The sequence below is a fragment of the Kutzneria chonburiensis genome (assembly GCF_028622115.1).
Lineage (GTDB): Bacteria > Actinomycetota > Actinomycetes > Mycobacteriales > Pseudonocardiaceae > Kutzneria > Kutzneria chonburiensis.
Genome location: NZ_CP097263.1, coordinates 7,073,249 through 7,091,154 on the forward strand (window position 1 = coordinate 7,073,249; position 17,906 = coordinate 7,091,154).

14 protein-coding genes and 2 pseudogenes are annotated in these 17,906 nt (G+C 70.5%); 4 read left to right on the forward strand and 12 right to left on the reverse strand.

Going from position 1 to position 17,906, the window contains the following annotated elements; all coding sequences use genetic code 11:
- Window positions 1-134: 134 nt before the first annotated feature.
- The 9 genes from iolD to M3Q35_RS32485 all read right to left on the reverse strand — a co-directional run bounded on the left by iolD (window position 135) and on the right by M3Q35_RS32485 (window position 9,423).
- Window positions 135-1,985 (reverse strand): 3D-(3,5/4)-trihydroxycyclohexane-1,2-dione acylhydrolase (decyclizing), encoded by a 1,851-nt coding sequence (gene iolD, locus M3Q35_RS32445; protein WP_273936344.1) that lies wholly within the window; start codon window positions 1,983-1,985, stop codon window positions 135-137.
- On the reverse strand, window positions 1,982-2,869 hold the full coding sequence (iolB, locus tag M3Q35_RS32450) for a 5-deoxy-glucuronate isomerase (protein WP_273936345.1): 888 nt from the start codon (window positions 2,867-2,869) through the stop codon (window positions 1,982-1,984). Before iolB ends, iolD begins: the two co-directional genes overlap by 4 nt.
- Window positions 2,866-3,756, reverse strand: a complete 891-nt coding sequence (locus tag M3Q35_RS32455; RefSeq protein ID WP_273936346.1) for a Cgl0159 family (beta/alpha)8-fold protein — start codon at window positions 3,754-3,756, stop codon at window positions 2,866-2,868. The genes iolB and M3Q35_RS32455 overlap by 4 nt, the downstream gene beginning before the upstream one ends.
- Entirely contained in the window at window positions 3,746-4,693 is a 948-nt protein-coding gene (gene iolC / locus M3Q35_RS32460) for a 5-dehydro-2-deoxygluconokinase (RefSeq protein WP_273936347.1), read from the reverse strand. Before iolC ends, M3Q35_RS32455 begins: the two co-directional genes overlap by 11 nt.
- Window positions 4,690-5,469, reverse strand: a complete 780-nt coding sequence (locus tag M3Q35_RS32465) for an ATP-binding cassette domain-containing protein (protein ID WP_273936348.1) — start codon at window positions 5,467-5,469, stop codon at window positions 4,690-4,692. The genes iolC and M3Q35_RS32465 overlap by 4 nt, the downstream gene beginning before the upstream one ends.
- A complete protein-coding gene (locus tag M3Q35_RS32470; protein WP_273936349.1) occupies window positions 5,466-6,512 on the reverse strand; it encodes an ABC transporter permease in 1,047 nt (348 codons plus the stop codon). Before M3Q35_RS32470 ends, M3Q35_RS32465 begins: the two co-directional genes overlap by 4 nt.
- Window positions 6,509-7,504, reverse strand: coding sequence for a sugar ABC transporter substrate-binding protein (locus M3Q35_RS32475; protein ID WP_273936350.1), 996 nt, complete (start codon window positions 7,502-7,504; stop codon window positions 6,509-6,511). The genes M3Q35_RS32470 and M3Q35_RS32475 overlap by 4 nt, the downstream gene beginning before the upstream one ends.
- A 30-nt stretch (window positions 7,505-7,534) precedes the next feature.
- On the reverse strand, window positions 7,535-8,353 hold the full coding sequence (locus tag M3Q35_RS32480) for a TIM barrel protein (RefSeq protein WP_379794265.1): 819 nt from the start codon (window positions 8,351-8,353) through the stop codon (window positions 7,535-7,537).
- A gap of 65 nt (window positions 8,354-8,418) precedes the next feature.
- A complete protein-coding gene (locus tag M3Q35_RS32485; protein ID WP_273936352.1) occupies window positions 8,419-9,423 on the reverse strand; it encodes a Gfo/Idh/MocA family protein in 1,005 nt (334 codons plus the stop codon).
- Between the two features lie 148 nt (window positions 9,424-9,571).
- Between M3Q35_RS32485 and M3Q35_RS32490 the strand changes: the two genes are divergently transcribed.
- From M3Q35_RS32490 to M3Q35_RS32505, 4 genes are read left to right on the forward strand one after another with little or no spacing between them, the layout of a single operon-like run.
- Window positions 9,572-10,555: a LacI family DNA-binding transcriptional regulator gene (locus tag M3Q35_RS32490; protein WP_379794264.1), complete on the forward strand. Its 984-nt coding sequence runs from the start codon at window positions 9,572-9,574 to the stop codon at window positions 10,553-10,555.
- 2 nt (window positions 10,556-10,557) lie between these two features.
- Window positions 10,558-12,045 (forward strand): CoA-acylating methylmalonate-semialdehyde dehydrogenase, encoded by a 1,488-nt coding sequence (locus tag M3Q35_RS32495; protein WP_379794250.1) that lies wholly within the window; start codon window positions 10,558-10,560, stop codon window positions 12,043-12,045.
- A gap of 45 nt (window positions 12,046-12,090) precedes the next feature.
- Window positions 12,091-13,155 carry a hypothetical protein gene (locus M3Q35_RS32500; protein WP_273936354.1) on the forward strand — a complete coding sequence of 355 codons (1,065 nt, stop codon included), beginning with the start codon at window positions 12,091-12,093 and terminating at the stop codon, window positions 13,153-13,155.
- Between the two features lie 23 nt (window positions 13,156-13,178).
- On the forward strand, window positions 13,179-14,699 hold the full coding sequence (locus M3Q35_RS32505; protein ID WP_273936355.1) for a hypothetical protein: 1,521 nt from the start codon (window positions 13,179-13,181) through the stop codon (window positions 14,697-14,699).
- Between the two features lie 54 nt (window positions 14,700-14,753).
- Here M3Q35_RS32505 and arfB read toward each other — a convergent pair.
- The 3 genes and pseudogenes from arfB to purF all read right to left on the reverse strand — a co-directional run bounded on the left by arfB (window position 14,754) and on the right by purF (window position 17,846).
- Window positions 14,754-15,181: pseudogene (gene arfB / locus M3Q35_RS32510) on the reverse strand (alternative ribosome rescue aminoacyl-tRNA hydrolase ArfB).
- Window positions 15,182-15,223: 42 nt separating this feature from the next.
- Window positions 15,224-16,291 (reverse strand): annotated as a pseudogene (gene purM / locus M3Q35_RS32515) (phosphoribosylformylglycinamidine cyclo-ligase); the annotation flags it as partial.
- Between the two features lie 28 nt (window positions 16,292-16,319).
- On the reverse strand, window positions 16,320-17,846 hold the full coding sequence (purF, locus tag M3Q35_RS32520; protein ID WP_273936356.1) for an amidophosphoribosyltransferase: 1,527 nt from the start codon (window positions 17,844-17,846) through the stop codon (window positions 16,320-16,322).
- Window positions 17,847-17,906: the final 60 nt, after the last annotated feature.

Genomic DNA, 17,906 nt, shown 5'->3' on the forward strand with positions numbered 1-17,906 from the left:
CCAGCCCTCCGTTTTGCCTACCCCCAGACCCGCCGGTCCACCGCGACCCGGGTCCCCCGGGCATAGGCACCACCAGGTCGACATGTGAGAAGCCTCCCCGTGGCGTGCCACGGGGAGGCTTCTCGCTGTCGATCCTAGGGTTGGCGCAGGTAGCGGACCTGGTGGGACTTGGCCTCGTCGAGCTCGGCCCGGGCCGCCAGCACCTCGGGGCGGTGGGCCGCCTCGGGCACGCCGACCTCCCACCACGCGCCGGCCTCGGTCCAGGAGGAGGGATGGGTCCGCACGGTCACGACGGCGACCTTGCCCTGAGCGGCGGCCTCCCGCGCCGCGGCGTACCGGGCGGGGAAGGAGCCGGCGTCGGCGGGGAAGACGGCGCAGCCGAGGGCCTGGGCGTGGGCGGCGAAGTCGACGCGAGGGGGCTCGGCCAGTGAGGTCCGGCAGTCGGCGTACATGTTGTTGTAGCCGGCGGCCCCCTGGCCGGTCTGGAGCCGGTGGATGACGGCGTAGCCGTCGTTGTCGCAGACGACGGCGACGAAGCCGTGGCCGGCGAAGGCGGCGCTGAAGAGCTCGGAGTTGAGCATCAGGTAAGACCCATCACCGAGCAAGGTTGTTACAACGCCGGAAGGCCGGGCCATGGCCGCGCCCCACGCGCCGGCGATCTCGTAGCCCATGCACGAGAAGCCGTACTCGACGTCCATGGTGGCCGGCCCGGAAGCGCGCCAGCCGCCGATGAGCTCGCCGGGCAGGCCGCCGGAGGCGGTCATCACGTAGTCGGCAGGCCCGGACTGATCGTTGACCATGCCGACGACCTGGGCATACGTGAGCGTGTCCGAGGGGGCCCGCAGCTTGTCGATGTGGGCGTCCCACGAAGCCCGGGCGGTCTGGGCCCGCGCGGTCCACTCGGCCGGCGCCTGCCAGTCGTCGAGCCAGGTCTGGAACTCGACCAGCCCGGTGCGGGCGTCGGCGACGACGGCCTGGCCGCCGTGCTTGACGGCGTCGAAGCGGGCCGCGTTCACGCTGACGAGCCGGACGTCCGGGGAGAACACCGTCCACGACGCCGTGGTGAAGTCCTGCAGCCGGGTGCCGACGGCGATGACCAGGTCGGCTTCGGCGGCGAGCTCGTTGCCGGAGCTGGAGCCGGTGACGCCGAGCGGGCCGGCGTGCAGGGGGTGGTCGTGGGCGATCAGGGTGCGGCCGGCTGTGGTCTCGGTGACCGGGATCCCGTACTTCTCGGCGAAGCCGATAGCGTGGTCGACGGCCCCGGAGTAGCGGACGCCGCCACCGAGCACCAGCAGCGGACGGGATGACTCCTTGATCAACGTGGCGGCGTCCCGGGCCGCCCGGAGGTCGGGCCGCGGCCGCAGCACGCGATGCACGACCGGCTCGAACAGCGCCTCAGGGAAGTCGTAGACCTCGGCCTGCACGTCCTGCGGCAGCGCCAGCGTCACCGGACCGCAGTCAGCCGGGTCGGTAAGGACCCGCGCGACCTGCGGCAACGCCGCCAGCAGCTGCTCGGGACGGGTGATGCGATCGAAGTACCGGCTGACTGCCCGGAAGGCGTCGTTGACGCTGGCGGTGCCGTCATGGAAGGGCTCGATCTGCTGCAACACGGGGTCGGGCGCGCGGCTGGTGAAGGTGTCGCCGGGCAGCAGGAGCAGCGGCAGGCGGTTGGCGTGCGCGACACCGGCCGCGGTGACCAGGTTGAGCGCGCCGGGACCGATGGACGTGGTGGCCACGCCGACCTGGCGGCGGTCGGTGGCCTTGGCGTAGCCGACGGCGGCCAGGGCCATGCCCTGCTCGTTGTGCCCACGCCATACCGGCAGCTCGTCGCGGTGCTCCTCGAGCGCGGTGCCGAGGCCGAGCACGTTGCCGTGCCCGAAGATCGCGAACACGCCGGGGAACAGCGGGGCCTCGGTGAGGTCGTGCAGCTCGGTCCGCTGGGCGATCATCCAGCGGACCAGGGCCTGGGCGGTGGTCAGCCTCATCGGACACGTCCCTTCGCGGAGGTCACCGGGCAGCGGGGGTCCAGCGGCGTCGACGCCCAGGTGTCGCGGATCCAGCCGTGGGCGGGGTCGTCGCAGAAGGCCATGGACCGGTCATCCGCCGGGCCGGCCAGCACATTCAGGTAGTACATGGGATAGCCCGGGGCAGCCACGCACGGGCCGTGATAGCCGCGCGGGATCAGGAACACGTCGCCGTCGCGGATGGCGACGTCTTCGTCCACGGAGCCGTCGGCGGTGTAGGTGCGGTGCAAGCCGAAGCCCTCACGCGAGGTGTTGAACCCGTCCCGCCCGGCGATGCGGAAGTAGTAGATCTCCTCGTTGACGACCTCGCACTCGCTTGCCTCGTCGTGCTTGTGCGGCGGGTACGAGGACCAGTTGCCGTCGGGCGTGATGAGCTCGCACGCGTTGAGCTTGTCGGCGTGGTCCCACACGCCGGGCACGCCGAAGTTGGTGACCTGCCGGGTCGCGTTGCCGGCGCCGCGGGTCTCCACCGGCACGTCCTCGGCCGGCCCGTACCGGGGCTCAAGGCGTCGGGTGCAGCGGGCCATCGGCAGGGCCACCTCTACACCGTCCCGCGTGGACAGTGTGACGGTGGCATCCCTTGGCACGTAGGCGAAGTCGGTGACGCGGGTGAAGACGGAGTCCCGGCCTTCCAGCTCGAAGCGCCGGCCGTCGACCTCGACGACGCAGCCGCCGGACAGCGGCAGCACGAAGGCCTCGAACTCGCCGGTTTCGATGACACGGGAGGTGCCGGGGTGCAACAGCAGCACCCGCAGGCCGGTGTATGTCCAACCGGCGGCCTCGGGCGTCAGCCGAACCGGGTCCTCACCGTCGGAAAGTGTGCCGAGTGGACGGTGCAGACTCACGACAGCGCCTCCAAAACCTTCGCGGCGTTTTGCACGGCAGCGGCGACGTCGCCGTCGGGCGGGTACAGCAGCGCACGGCCGACCACGAGACCGCGAACCACGGGGTGCGCCAAGGCATTTCCCCAGGCGGCGAGGTCATCGGCCGGGTTGCCGGACGGCACTCCGCCGAGCACGACGACCGGCAACGTGGTGGTGTCCAACACCTTCAGGTCCGACGGGGCCGGCAGCTTCAGCCAGGTGTAGGCCGAGGTGACGCCCAACGCCGAGGCCACGGTGATGGCCCGGGCCAGCGACTGGGCATCCTTCTGCAGCACCAACTTGCCTGCGGAGTCACGGGTGTACGGCAGCGGCTCGACCATGGCCATCAGGCCCTGACCGGCCAGATCGGTCACGGCGTCGGCGCAGCCCTGCAAGGTGGGAATGGTGCCGGCATCGGAGTCCACGATACGCAGCAGCATCTTGCCGCCGTCCAGCCGACAGTCCGAAATGGACTGGCCGTCGTAGCCGGTGAACCGGTCCTCGATCTCCCAGTCGGCGCCGGCGAGGCCACCGCGGTTCATCGAGCCGATGACGATCTTGTCGTGCAGCGCGTCGAGCAGCAGCAGCTCCTCGACGATGTCCGGGGTGGCCAGCAGGCCGTCCACCGCCGGGTTGGCCAGCGCGGTGAGCAGCCGGTCAAGCAGCTCACGGCGGTCGGACATGGCCAGCGGATCGCCGCCGACACCCAACGCCCCCCGGGCTGGGTGATCGGCGGCGACCAGGAACAGCGTGCCCTTGCCGGACAGCAGTGACGGCCGGCGCCGCCGCGTGGCGTAGGCGATCGCCACCGCCTGCGGGTCGGTCGCCCTGGTGTGCAGCAGGCCGGCCCACTGCTGGTCAGTCAACAAGGGAAAGCAACTCCTCGATCTCGCCCGCGTCGGGCATGGCGTCGGCGCAGGCCAGTCGGGAGGCCACGATGGCGCCGGCGGCGTTGGCGTGCCGGGCGATCGTCACCGGGTCCCAGCCGGCCAGCAGGCCGTTGATCACCGAACCGCCGAACGCGTCGCCGGCCCCCAGCCCGCACACCACCTCGACCCGTTGCGGCGTCACGGTTTCCCGGTGCTCGGGGGTGGCGACGAGCACGCCGTCGGCCCCCTTCTTCACTAGGGCAAGGGAAATCCCCCTGGCCAGCAGCCGGTCGGCGGCCTCGTCCGGGTCGGACGTGCCCACCGCCACCTCGACCTCGGCCCGGTTGCCGACGGCCACCGTGACGTGATCGAGCATCCAGCCGATCTCGGCCCGCGCGGTGTCCACATCGGACCAGAACATCGGCCGGTAATCCAGGTCCAGCACCGTGTGTCCGCGACGGGCCCGCCGCTCCAGGATCTTGCGCTGGGTGGAGCGAGCCGGTTCGGTGCACACGCCGGTGCCGGTGACCCACAGCAGCGGCACGTCCTCGATGACGTCCCACGGCACGTCGGCCTCGGTCAGCGTGAGATCCGGCGCGATCGGCAGCCGGTAGAACAGCAGCGGCGGATCGGCCGGCGGGTTCAGTTCGCAGAACACCACCGGTGTCAACAGATCCGGCGCGGTGCCGACGAACTCCGGCGAGACACCGAAGCCCGTCAGCGCCTTGCGCACGTAGTCGCCGAAGCCGTCCGGACCGACCTTGGTCAGCACGGCCGTGCGCCGGCCGAGCCGGGCGGCGGCCACCGCGACATTGGTGGCCGTGCCGCCCAGGGACTTGGCGAAGGTGCTCACGTCGGCGAGCGGCACACCGCTCTGCTCCGGGTACAGGTCGACCCCGACCCGGCCGATCGTGAGCGCCTCCACGTTGCTGCTCACTGCGCCGCACCACGGAGTTCGTGCTGCAACGCCTCCAGTTCCGCGCCACCGGCCATCTGCCTGGTCAGTTCCTCCAGGCTGATGTCCTTCTTGTCGAAGGAACCGAGGCTGCGGCCCCGCTTCAACAACAGGAACCGGTTGCCCACCGGGTAGGCGTGGTGCGGGTTGTGCGTGATCAGCACGACGCCGAGGCCACGATCACGGGCCTGGGCAACGTACTTGAGCACCACACCGGCCTGCTTCACGCCCAGCGCCGCGGTCGGCTCGTCCAGGATGAGCACCTTGGCGCCGAAGTACACGGCCCGGGCGATGGCCACGCATTGCCTTTCACCGCCGGACAAAGTGCCCACCGGCTGCTCCGCGTCCCGCAGGTCGATGCCCATGTCGGCCAACGCCCAGCGGGTCTCGTCCTTGGCCTTCTTGCGGTCAAGCATCTTGAACGGACCGAACCCCTTCGTCGGCTCGGAGCCGAGGAAGAAGTTGCGCCACACCGACATCAGCGGCACGACAGCCAGATCCTGGTACACCGTCGCGATACCGCGGTCCAGTGCCTCGCGGGGCGAGGACAGCCGCACCGGCTGGCCGTCGACGAGCAGCTCGCCGGCGTCGTGCTGGTGCAGCCCGGCCAGGATCTTGATCAGCGTGGACTTGCCGGCGCCGTTGTCGCCCAGCACGCAGGTGACCTCGCCCGCGTTGACCACGGTGGACACGTCCCGCAGCGCGATCACGCTGCCGTACGTCTTGCCGACATCGCGGACCTCAAGCAGTGCGCTCATCGCCGCGCCCTTTCCGCCCTGGCCCGGAAGCCGTTGTTCACCAGCACCGCGGCCAGCAGCATGATGCCGAGGAACAGCTTGAACCAGTCGCTGTTCCAGTGCGCGTAGACGATGCCCTGGTTGGCCATGCCGAAGATCAGCGCGCCGATCGCGGCGCCGACCGCCGAGCCGAAGCCGCCGGTCAGCAGGCAGCCGCCGATGACCGCCGCGATGATGTACTGGAACTCCAGGCCGATGCCCTGGTTGGCCTGCACGGTGGTGAACCGCAGGATGTTGATCGTGCCGACCAGCCAGGCCGCGCCCGCGGTCGTCATGAACAGCACGATCTTGCTGCGGCCCACCGGCACGCCGACCGCGCGGGAGCTGGGCGCGGAGCCGCCGACGGCGAAGATCCAGTTGCCGAAGCGGGTCCTGGCCAGCACCCAGGCGGCGATCGCCGTCACCAGCACCCACCACACGATGGAGATGGGGAACGTGGTGGTGCCCAGGGAGAACGTCGACGCGAACAGGTAGCCGGCCGAGGCGTAGCCCGGCGCGGTGGCGATGCCCGACACCTGGACGGTGCCGGTCACCAACGTCGTCACGCCGAGGTTGAGGCCCTGCAAGGCGAAGAAGGAGCCCAGCGTCACGATGAAGCTGGGCAGCTTCGTCCGCATCACCAGCCAGCCGTTGAACGCGCCGACGGCCAGCGCGAACACCAGCGAGACGCCGATGGCCAGCCAGACGTTCACGCCCAGCTTGGTCGCCAGCATCGCGGTCACCAGCGAGGTCGACGCGGTCATCACGCCGGCCGACAGGTCGAACTCGCCGCCGATCATCAGCAGGGCGACGGCCACCGCCACGATCCCGAGCGTGGCCGAGGTGTCCAGCCACGTCGAGATCCCGGCCGGTGTCACGAACTGACTGGTGATCACCGTGAAGAAGACGAACACCACCAGCGCGCCGAGCAGCGCGCCGATCTCCGGCCGGATGGCCAGTCGGGTGAGCAGGCTGGGGCTGGCGATGCGCTCGTCAGCCGTCAGCGTGCCCGAGAAATCACTCATCGGGTTCCCCGTGCCGCATACTGCGCCACCTTGTCCACATTGGACTTGTCGACGAAGCCGGGGCCGGTGAGCACGGGCTGGCCGCCGCCGACGGTGTTCGCGTTGTCGTGGTACAGCTTGAGCATCACGATCGGCAGGTAGCCCTGCTCGTACTGCTGCTGGTCGACCGCGAAGGCGACCTGGCCGGCCTTGATCGCGCTGACCACGTCCGAGTTGAGGTCGAAGGTGGCCACGGTGGCCTTGGAGTTGGTCTCCTTGGCCGCGTTCACCGCGGACAGCGCGATCTGCGGGTTGAGCGTGAGCACCGCGTCGATCGACGGGTCGGTCTGCAGCGCGCCCTTGATCTTGGCTTCGACGTCGGTCGGGTTGTTGATGTCGACCTGGAGGTTGGTCGTCTTGCCGAAACCCTGCTTGGCGCCGTCGCAGCGCTGGGCAAGGCCGACGTTGCCGGCCTCGTGGATCACGCACAGCAGGTTGGTCTTGCCGGCCGTCTTGAGCTTGGCCCCGGCCTGCTGGCCGGCGATGGCCTCGTCCTGGCCGACGTGCGCGAGCGCGCCGAAGGCGGCGCTCTGCGACTGGCCGGAGTTGATGGTGATGACCGGGATGCCGGCCTTGACCGCGGCCTGGATGGACGTCTTGAGCGCGTCCGGGTTGGCCATGGACACGACCAGGCCGTCGACGTGCTGAGCGACCGCGTTGTCGATCAACTTCGACTGCGCCCCAGGATCGCCGTCGGAGTTGTAGGTGACGTTGACGCCCAGCTGCTTGCCGGCGTCGGTGGCGCCGTTCTTCACCACGTTCCAGAACGAGTCGCCGGCCGAGCCGTGGGTGACCACCGCGACGTTGATCGGACCGCCGCCGGTCGCCGTGCCGTTCGCCGGCGCCGACCCGCTGTTGGAGGAAGAGGCGGGTCCGCTGCACGCGGCCAGCGCGATCGCGCCGGCCGCCGCCGCCATGCCAAGCAGGATCCTCTTGGACTTCTTGGACAACATTGTCGCTCCTGGGGAAGTGCGGCCGCCGGTCTACAGGTCCCGGACGACCGTGTCGAGGTAAGCGATGCTCCGAGCGGTGTCACGCAGGGGCTTGGAATCCCCCTCGGTGCCATCCTCGGCCAGGGCGGTGTCCTGCTCGAGGACGTACCACCCCTCGTAACCCGCCTCGTGGAGCGAGCGCACGATCGCGCCCACCGCCACATCGCCGTCGCCCAGCGGCACGTACATGCCCTGCGCGACCGCGTCGGCGTAGCCGAGCCGACCCGACCGAACCTCGTCGGCGATCTCGGCCCGGACATCCTTGAGGTGCACGTGGCTGATCCTGGCGGCATGGCGCTTGGCCAGCTCGACCGGGTCGGTGCCACCGATCAGCAGGTGCCCGGTGTCCAGGCACAGCGGCAGATCCGAGTCGAGCAGGAAGCGCTCGACCTCGGGGCCGCGTTCGACGTGCGTGCCCACGTGCGGGTGCAACACCGTCGACAACCCGTGCCGCGCCGCGACTTCCCTGATCGCGGCACAGGTGGAGATGAGGGTGGTCCATTCGCCATCGGTCAACTGTGGACGCTCGTCGTAGCCGTCGAGACCCGTTGCCGCGGCGAGCACCAGGACCTCGGCGCCGCCGGCGGCGAGCACCTTCGCGGAGTGCTCGGCTTCCCTCAGAGTTTCCTCAGTACGGCCGGCGTCGTGCAGCACGACAGCCAGGAATCCGCCGACCAGAGTCAGTTCGTGTCCGCTGAGCGTCTCACGCAGAACGGCGGGGTCCTCGGGCAGATAGGCCGGCGGACCGAGCTCGGTCGCGGTCAGTCCCAGCTCGCTCATCTGCGACAACACCAGGTCGACGGGCAACATCCGGCCCCAGCCCGGCACCTCGCACACGCCCCACGAGATCGGGGCGCCGGCCACCTTGATCGCGGTCACGCGCCCACCTCCGAGAGCAGCCGGACCGGGTTGCCCGAGCGACGCGACTGCTCGCAGGCCTCGGCCAGACGCAGGCTGACCAGGCTGTCCCGAACCGGGGAGGGATTGTCGGCACGACCGGCCACCACGTCGACGAACACCGCCATCTCGTTGAGGTACGCGTTGCGGAATCGTTCCGGGAATCCGGGGTAGGCGTCAATGGACACCTTGGGCCCGTCCGACTCCAGCGAGGTCAGCGGCGTGCGAGGGTCTAGACCAACCGTGAGCGAGTCCTTGCTGCCCATGACCTCGATGCGGTGGTCGTAGCCGAGCGGGTCGTGCCGCCCGCCGGCGATCAGCGCGTGCGCGCCACCGGCGAACTTGAGGGTGATGACCGCGTTGTCCACGTCGTCGGCGTCGGCGAAGGCCTGGTCGACCAGGACCGAGCCGGAGGCGTAGACCTCGACCACCGGCTCGCCGACCAGCCACGGCACGGCGTCGAGATCGTGCACGAAAAGATCGCGGAAGATGCCCCCGGAGGCCGGCAGGTAGCCGAAGTCCGGCGGCTGGGCGTCGTTGCCCAGGGCCCGCACCAGGTACACCTTGCCCACCTCACCGGCCCGCAGCCGGCGGTGCAACTCGACGATGGCCGGGTCGAACCGGCGCTGGAAGCCGACCAGGACGTTGGCCCCGGCCTGCTCGACCTCGTCGACCAGGGCCTGCATGGTGGCCAGGTCGCCGGCGATCGGCTTCTCGCAGAGCACCGGGATACCGGCGCCGATGCTGCGGCGCAGCATCTCCGGATGGGTGTTGGTCGGGGTGGCCAGCAGGACGCCGTCCGCGGCCAGCAGCGCGTCGAGGTCGTCGACGTGGCTGGTGCCGTTGCCCAGTTCGGCGGCGGCGCTGGCGGCGCGGCCGGGCACCGGATCGAACAGCACGACCTCGTCCACCTGGTCAAGGGAGGCGAGGTTGGCGGCGTGCATGGCGCCGATTCGCCCGACGCCGGCAACTCCGATGCGCATGTGCGGGATCTCCATCCGGTCGTTAGAGCGCTCTATTGGTTGGAGCGCTCCAACCCTGTATGGTGCGTCACACGGATGTCAAGAGCCGGTTTCATGCTTGTGACCTTGAATCGGTCAAGCCTGGAGGTGCGGATTGGGCCGTCCGACCATGGAGGACGTGGCGGCGCGAGCCGGGGTGTCGCGCGCGCTGGTCTCGCTGGTCATGCGGGGCTCGCCCAAGGTCAGCGAGCAGCGGCGCAGTGCCGTGCTGGCCGCGGCCGAGGAGCTCGGCTACTCCCCGCACCTGATGGCCCGGTCGCTGGCCAGCGCCACCTCGACCGTGCTGGCCGCGATGGTGTCCGACCTGAACAACGCCTTCTTCGCCGAGGTGGTGGACGGTTTCGACGCCGCCGTCACCGAGCAGGGCTTCGACCTCATCATCAACACCGGCGGCCGCAGCCCGACCCGGGAGCGCCGCGCGGTCGACAACCTGCTGTCCTTCCGGCCGGCCGGCGTCGCGCTGCTCGGCCCGGTGGTGCCGGCGTCGACGATCGCCAAGGCGGCCGAGCAGTCCCCGCTGGTACTGGTCTCCCGCGCGTCGCGTTTGTCCACTGTGGACACCATCAACGACGACGGCGAGGTCGGCTCCGGGTTGGCCGTCGACCATCTGGTCGAGCTCGGCCACACCCACATCGCCCATCTTGACGGCGGCGGCGGATCGCAGGCATCGTTGCGGCGCAAGGGATACGTCGCCGCGATGCTGCGGCACGGGCTGGATCCCCTCGTGGTGTCCAGCGAGTACACCGACACCGCCGGCGCTCGGGCCGTACGCGGGCTGATCGAGGCCGGCGGCCCGCTGCCCACGGCGATCGTGGCGGCCAACGACTACAACGCCGTCGGCGCGATCTCCGCGTTGGAGGACGCCGGACTCCGTGTGCCGCAGGACATCTCGGTGATCGGCTACGACAACACGTCACTGGCCGCGCTGCGGCACATCTCACTGACCACCGTGGACCAGCCCCGCCACGAGATGGGCCGGCTGGCCGCACAGGCCCTGATCGACCGGGTGCGCGGGCGGACCGACGCCGTCCACCAGCTGCTGCACCCGTCCCTGGTGGTCCGCGCGACCACCGCGCACCGAGGAGGAATCTGACCGTGAACGTGACACCGCACTGGATCGACGGGGCCCGTACCACCGGCTCCTCGACCCGCACCGGTGACGTCTTCCGGCCGAGCACCGGCGAGGTGGCGCGGCAGGTCGCGCTGGCCGACCAGTCCGATGTGGACCTGGCCGTGGCCAGCGCGGCCAAGGCGGCCGAGTCGTGGTCGGACTCCTCGCTGTCCACCCGCAGCCGCATCCTGTTCGCCTTCCGGCAGCTGGTGCACGAGCACACCAACGAACTGGCCGAGATCATCAGCGCCGAGCACGGCAAGGTCGTCTCCGACGCCGCCGGCGAGGTGCAGCGCGGGCTCGAGGTCGTCGAATTCGCCTGCGGCATCCCGCATCTGCTCAAGGGCGAGCACTCCGAGCAGGTGTCCCGCGGTGTGGACGCGTACTCGGTGCGCGAGCCGCTGGGCGTGGTCGCCGGCATCACCCCGTTCAACTTTCCCGTGATGGTCCCGATGTGGATGTTCCCGGTGGCCATCGCCGCCGGAAACGCCTTCGTGCTCAAGCCGTCCGAACGCGACCCGTCGGCGTCGGTGCGGCTGGCCGAGCTGTTCCAGGAAGCCGGTCTGCCCGACGGCGTGCTGAACGTCGTGCAGGGTGACGCCACTGCCGTCAACGCACTGCTCGATCACCCTGATGTGGCCGGGGTTTCCTTCGTCGGCTCCACGCCGATCGCCAAGCATGTCTACGCCCGCGGCACCGCCAACGGCAAGCGGGTGCAGGCGTTGGGCGGGGCCAAGAACCACATGGTCGTGCTGCCCGACGCCGACATCGACGTCGCCGCCGACGCGGCCGTGTCCGCCGGTTACGGCAGCGCCGGCGAGCGCTGCATGGCCATCTCGGTGATCGTCGCCGTCGACGATGCGGCCGACCGCCTGGTCGAGGCCATCGCCGTGCGTACCCGGCAGCTGGTCACCGGCCCCGGCGACAACACCTCGTCACAGATGGGGCCGCTCGTCACGGGCGTGCACCGTGACAAGGTTTCGTCCTTTGTGGACGCCGGCGTGGCCGAAGGCGCAACCCTGGTCGTCGACGGCCGCGGCTACGCCCCCGCCGGCTTCGAGAACGGCTTCTGGGTCGCGCCAACGCTGTTCGACCACGTCACCCCGGAGATGTCGATCTACCGCGAGGAGATCTTCGGCCCGGTGCTGTCGGTCGTGCGGGTCGAGACCTTCGAGGACGCCGTGCGGCTGGTCAACGCCAACCCGTACGGCAACGGCACCGCCGTCTACACCGGCGACGGCCTGGCCGCCCGCGAGTACCAGCGGCGGGTGCACGTCGGCATGGTCGGCATCAACGTGCCCATCCCGGTGCCGATGGCCTACTACTCGTTCGGCGGCTGGAAGGACTCCCTGTTCGGCGACACCCACGTGCACGGGGCCGAGGGCGTCCGCTTCTACACCAGGGCCAAGGCCGTCACCGCCCGCTGGCCCCGCCAGTCCGGCATCGACCTCGGATTTCCCACTAACGGCTGACGCCGTCTTCGGTACGGCGGCCGGGCTTCGTGCCACGCTCGAGGTATGAGCCCGGCCAGCCGCAAACGCAAGCCCAGGAAGAACAGCACCGGCAAGGCGCGTCCGCCGCGGGTGTCGCCGCTGGCCGAGACGATCGAACAGGCGCTGGAGATCAAGAATCTGATGCAGGCCCGGACCTGGGCTTCCGATCTGATCGGCCACTACCGTGCCATCGCCTGGGACACCGGCACCGACCCGGACATCGGCATCGGCCGGCTGCGGTCCGAGATCGCCGACGTCGGCGGGGCAGCCGGGACATCGGCGGCGCTGGCCCTCAGCCTGGTCGGCCAACGCACGCCGCGGGCCGAATTCCTGGCGCTGGGCGAGGAACTCGCGTTGGCCACCGGATCGATGCCGGCCTGGTACGCCGGTGACCTGAAGCTGCGGCTGCGCGCCGCCCGCTCGATCACCGACACCAACCGCAACTACGAGGCGCTGCTGCTGTCCTACGACGACCACTCGCTGGGCGTGATCGTCGAGCACGTCGGCCTGCTGCGCCTGGTCAAGGTGGTCGTGCGCGGCCCGGACGCCGGCCTCGAGTTCCTCCGCGAGCTCGCGGAGACGTTCGCGCCCGGCGGGGAGCCCGTCGAACTCGACCCGGTCGAGGTGTCGTACCGCCTGTTCGGCCCGGTGACCATGTTCGTCGCAGAGGGGCCGGACCTCGACAGCGAGCGGAACCTGCCGGCCGAGCAGTTCCGGAGGCTGATGGGGCGCACGGCGCTGATGGAGGCGGTGCTGTCCGACCTGCCGCCGGCCCCGACCGACGAGGGCGTGATCGAGCGCTTCATGGCCGACTACGCCACCGATGAGAAGTGGTCGCGCTGGTGGGCGCGTTTCGTGGTGAACAGCGCCGAGGACACTGGCCGCGCCGCCACCGACTTCGGCGAGGAGTTCGCCCACGCGCAGATCTTCAAGCTGGCGCGGGAGGTGGCCATGCCGGCCGAGGCCGTGCCGGCGGTGACCGAGGCCATCCGCGCGTGGGCCCGCTTCACCGACGCCGACTGGACCGACGATCTGCCGGCGTTGCTGGCCGGGTACGCCGCACGCAACGCCCGTGAGAACGCATCCTGACGCAACGTGCGACGATTCGCCGTATGAGCCCGGTCAGCCGTAACCGCAAGCCCAAGCGCAAGGGCGGGCAGCGCCCGCGCCCGCAGTCTCCGGTGGACGCGGCGGTGGTCGCCGCCAACGATCTGCTGGGCATGAAGTCGCTGTACGAGGCGCAGCTGTGGGCGGCGGGGCTGATCGGCGGGTTCTGGCGGTCGGCCTGGCAGCGTGACGGCGACCCGGACGAGACCATGGACCGCTCGGTGGAGCAGCTGGTCGACGCGCTGGTGGAGAAGGCCACCCCGGCCACTCTGGCGGCACTGCTGGCCCTGGGCTCCGTCGGCTACGACGAGGAGCAGGGCTTCTTCCTGGACGCCGCGACCGAGCTGACCTCGGCCGGCGTGTCGGCGCCGGACTGGTACCGGCAGGAGCAGCCGGAGCTGGTCGACGCCTGGTCGGTGGCCGACCAGTTCGGCGACGTCGAGCTGATCACCCTCGGCTACTCCGACATCGTCCTTGGCGTGCTGGTCGACCACGCACAGGCGCTGCACATCGCGCAGATTGCCGTGGTCGAGCGGGCCGAGGCCGACGCCCAGTCGCTGGCCCGGGAACTGGGCGTGAACATCGACCCGACGCCCAAGCCGGTGCGCATCACCGCGGCCGAGGCGCTGGAGCGCATCGACGGGCCGCTCGGGCTGTTCCTGGTGGACGGCCCCGAGGCCCACGGCGAGCTGCTGGACCTGGCCGACGACACCAACCCGGCGATGGAGTTCGCGCTGCTCCAGGCCCGGGTCGCGACCTTGTCCGACGATCTGCCGGAGCTCGAGGAATTCGAGCCGGTGGTCGAGGAGTTCCTGGCCTCGCGCCCGTTCCCCGACCCCGAGCTGGCCCGGTCGTGGGCCGTGCTGGTGACGAGCTCCGCGTCGTCCAACGGCCGCCGGGTCCGCCAGATCGGGCCGGCTTCGCTGGACTACCTGCTCAGCGTGGGCGTGCCGGCCAACATCGAGATCTCCGACGAGGACCTGGCGCTGCTGCCCGAGGCCATCACCGCCTGGGTGCACTTCACCTGCACGCCCGAGCAGCTCGTGGTGTGGGAAGAGCGGCTGCCCGAGATCCTGGCCCGCTTCGCCGAGGCCTACCACGACCCCGAGCTGGTCGAGTTCCGTGCCGACAGCGACGAGCTGGTGGCGCTGCGGGACATCGAGGAAGCCCTGGAGGCCGACTTCGACGACCTGCTGCCCGTGCCCGAGGACGTCGAGCAGACCGCCCACGTGCTGAAGGTCGCCTTCCCGGGCGCGGAGCGGCAGATCGAGGTGGAGTCCACCACCTCGTTGGACGAGCTCAGCGTGATCATCCAGCGGGCCTTCGACCTTGAGCCCGACCCCGCCTGGGACTTCGTCACCGCCGCCGGCGGCCTGATCGGCCCGGAGTCGGACGTCATCGTGGCCGAGATCGGCATCGAGGGCCTGCACTTCGGCTACGTCGTCGGCACGCTGGACACCGCCGAGGCGCGGATCGAGGTGTTGGCCGTCGGTCAGCGGGCGGGCAAGTACCCGCGGGTCAGCTGATGTGCCGGAAACCGTAATTCTGTGTGTCTGAGAGCGTGACTCGCGGGGGTTGGACTAGTCGTCGGACTTGGTGCGGCGGTTGCGTTTGACCTCGCTGCGCTGGTGCTTGGCCTCCAGGCGCCGCTCCTTGGCCCCACGGGAGGGCTTGGTCGGGCGGCGCTTGGGGGCGGTGGGGCGGAGGCCGCACGTAGCACCGTGACCAGGCGTTCCCGGGCGGCGTTGCGGTTGGCCAGCTGCGAGCGGAACTCGCTGGCGGCGATGGTCAGCACGCCGTCGACCAGGCGGCTGGACAGCCGCGCCAGGATGCGCGGGCGCAGGTGATCGGGGATGGACGGGGACGCGGCCACGTCGAAGGACAGCTCAACGCGGCTGTCGGTCGTGTTCACGCCCTGTCCTCCCGGTCCGGAGGACCGGGAGAACCGTTCGCGCAGTTCCGTGCCGGCGATCACCAGCGACGGCGTCACCAGGAGTTCGTCGGCCATGGCCCCAAGATTACGGGGCCCGTCCACCGAAAAACCCGGGTCAGAAGCGGGGTGGTCGCCCCGCAGCACGACGCGCTCGTCACCGGCCGGGCCGATCTCGCCGAGCACCCACGCCGGCACATGACGGGCGGTGAGCACGGCCAGCGCGCGGTCGGCGTCCTCGGCCGAGACGACGGCGACCATGCCGACGCCCATGTTGAACGCCTTCTCCATCTCGTCCCGCTCGACCCGCCCACGCTGGGCGATGAGGGCGAACACGGGGGCGGGCGTCCAGGTGCCGCGGTCCAGGGTGGCGGTGAGGCCGTCCGGGATCACGCGAGCCAGGTTGGACACCAGACCGCCGCCGGTGATGTGCGCGAACGTGCGGGCGTCGGCCTCGGCGGCCAGCGCCAGGCAGTCCTTGGCGTAGATCTTGGTCGGCTCCAGCAGCTCCTCGCCGAGGGTCCGGCCGAACTCCTCGACGTGCCCCTCCAGCGGCATCCGGGCGATGTCCAGCAGCACGTGCCGGGCCAGCGAGTAGCCGTTGGAGTGCAGACCGGTGGAGCCCATGGCGATCACCACGTCGCCGTCCTGGACCTTCTCCGGCCCGAGGATCTTGTCCGCCTCGACCACGCCGATACCGGTGGCCGACACGTCGTACGCGCCGTCGGACATCAGCCCGGGGTGCTCGGCGGTCTCGCCGCCGAGCAGCGCGCAGCCGGCCTGCACGCAGCCCTCGGCGATGCCCTTGACGATGGCCGCGACCTTCTCCGGCACGACCTTGCCGATGGCGATGTAGTCCTGGAGCAGCACCGGCTCGGCGCCGCAGACGACCAGGTCGTCCACGACCATGGCGACCAGGTCGACGCCGATGGTGTCGTGCACGTCCATCGCCTGCGCCACCGCGATCTTGGTGCCGACGCCGTCGGTGGAAGCAGCCAGCACCGGCTCCTTCCACCGGTCCAGCCGCAGCTTGAACAGGCCGGCGAAGCCGCCGATGCCGCCGAGCACCTCGGGGCGGCTGGCCTTCTTGGCCCACGGCTTGAACTGCTCGACCGCCTCCTCGCCCGCGGCGATGCTGACGCCGGCCGCCGCGTAGGTGGCCTTCGGGCTGTTGGTTTCCGTGCTCACGGTCGAGAAGCTCCGTTGTCGTAGGGGATCAGGGGCGACGCAGGGCGTCTTCGGCACCGTACCCGTTGGCGAGCACCGGTGCGGCGGAGCCCGAGACAGCCTTCTCCTCGATGCCTTCCAGCAGATGCTTGCCGATCATCGCTTCTTCCGGCAGCGGGATCGGGTAGTCGCCGTCGAAGCAGGCGCAGCACAGCCGGGTCTTGGGCTGCTCGCTGGCGGCGACCAGGGCCTCCAGCGACACGTAGCCCAGCGAGTCGGCGCCGATGGACCGGCGGATGCCCTCGAAGTCGAGGCCGTTGGCCACCAGCTCGGCCCGCGAGGCGAAGTCGATGCCGTAGAAGCAGGGCCAGCGCACGGGCGGCGAGGCGATCCGGACGTGCACCTCGATCGCGCCGGCCTCGCGCAGCATGCGGACCAGCGCTCGCTGCGTGTTGCCGCGCACGATGGAGTCGTCCACGACGACAAGGCGCTTGCCGCGGATGACGTCGCGCAGCGGGTTCAGCTTGAGCCGGATGCCCAGCTGGCGGATGGTCTGCGAGGGCTGGATGAAGGTCCGGCCGACGTAGGCGTTCTTGACCAGGCCGGAGCCGTACGGGATGCCGGAGGCCTGGGCGTAGCCGATGGCCGCCGGCGTGCCGGACTCGGGCACCGGGATGACCAGGTCGGCCTCGACCGGGAACTCGGCGGCCAGCCTGCGGCCGATGTCGACCCGGGTGGCGTGCACCGACCGGCCGCTGATCGTGGTGTCCGGCCGGGCCAGGTAGACGTATTCGAAGATGCAGCCCTTGGGCTCCGGGGTGGCGAAGCGAGCCGACCTCAGGCCGTCGGCGTCGATGGCCAGCAGCTCGCCCGGCTCGACCTCACGCACGAAGGACGCGCCGACGATGTCCAGCGCCGCGGTCTCGCTGGCCACGACCCAGCCGCGCTCGAGGCGACCGAGCACCAGCGGCCGCACGCCCTGCGGGTCGCGGGCCGCGTACAGCGTGTCCTCGTCCGACCACACCAGACAGAAGGCGCCACGCAGCGTGGGCAGTAACTCCATGGCCGCCTGCTCAAGGCCCTTGTCGGCGGCGGTCGCCGCCAGCAGGCCGGACATCAGGTCGGAGTCGGTGGTGGCGCCGCCGCGCATGTCGACGCCGAGCTCGTTGGCCCGGACGAGAAGTTCGGCGGTGTTGACCAGGTTTCCGTTGTGGCCCAGCGCCATGCCGCTGCCGGTGGCGGTGGTGCGGAACACCGGCTGGGCGTTCTCCCACGTGGTGGAGCCGGTGGTGGAGTAGCGGCAGTGGCCGACGGCCAGGTAGCCGTGCAGCGAGGACAGCGTCTGCTCGTCGAAGACCTGGCTGACCAGGCCGAGATCCTTGAACACCACGATCTGCTTGCCGTCGGCGACCGAGATGCCGGCCGCCTCCTGCCCGCGGTGCTGGAGGGCGTAGAGCCCGTAGTAGGTGAGCTTGGCCACGTCTTCACCCGGGGCCCAGACCCCGAAGACGCCGCATTCCTCGCGCGGCTCGCGCTCGATTTCGTCGGACGATGAGTCGGAGACAGAGTCGGGCACAGACACAGACCGGTCGGTGGGCACCGAGAACTCCCTAGTGACGGCGTCGGACCGACTCCA

Excerpts from the sequence above, each read along its gene's own strand:
- iolD (WP_273936344.1), bottom strand. The coding sequence starts at position 1,985 with ATGAGGCTGACCACCGCCCAGGCCCTGGTCCGCTGGATGATCGCCCAG.
- M3Q35_RS32465 (WP_273936348.1), bottom strand. The coding sequence starts at position 5,469 with ATGAGCGCACTGCTTGAGGTCCGCGATGTCGGCAAGACGTACGGCAGC.
- M3Q35_RS32470 (WP_273936349.1), bottom strand. The coding sequence starts at position 6,512 with ATGAGTGATTTCTCGGGCACGCTGACGGCTGACGAGCGCATCGCCAGC.
- M3Q35_RS32475 (WP_273936350.1), bottom strand. The coding sequence starts at position 7,504 with ATGTTGTCCAAGAAGTCCAAGAGGATCCTGCTTGGCATGGCGGCGGCG.
- M3Q35_RS32480 (WP_379794265.1), bottom strand. The coding sequence starts at position 8,353 with ATGTTGCCCGTCGACCTGGTGTTGTCGCAGATGAGCGAGCTGGGACTG.
- M3Q35_RS32485 (WP_273936352.1), bottom strand. The coding sequence starts at position 9,423 with ATGCGCATCGGAGTTGCCGGCGTCGGGCGAATCGGCGCCATGCACGCC.
- M3Q35_RS32490 (WP_379794264.1), top strand. The coding sequence starts at position 9,572 with ATGGAGGACGTGGCGGCGCGAGCCGGGGTGTCGCGCGCGCTGGTCTCG.
- M3Q35_RS32500 (WP_273936354.1), top strand. The coding sequence starts at position 12,091 with ATGAGCCCGGCCAGCCGCAAACGCAAGCCCAGGAAGAACAGCACCGGC.
- M3Q35_RS32505 (WP_273936355.1), top strand. The coding sequence starts at position 13,179 with ATGAGCCCGGTCAGCCGTAACCGCAAGCCCAAGCGCAAGGGCGGGCAG.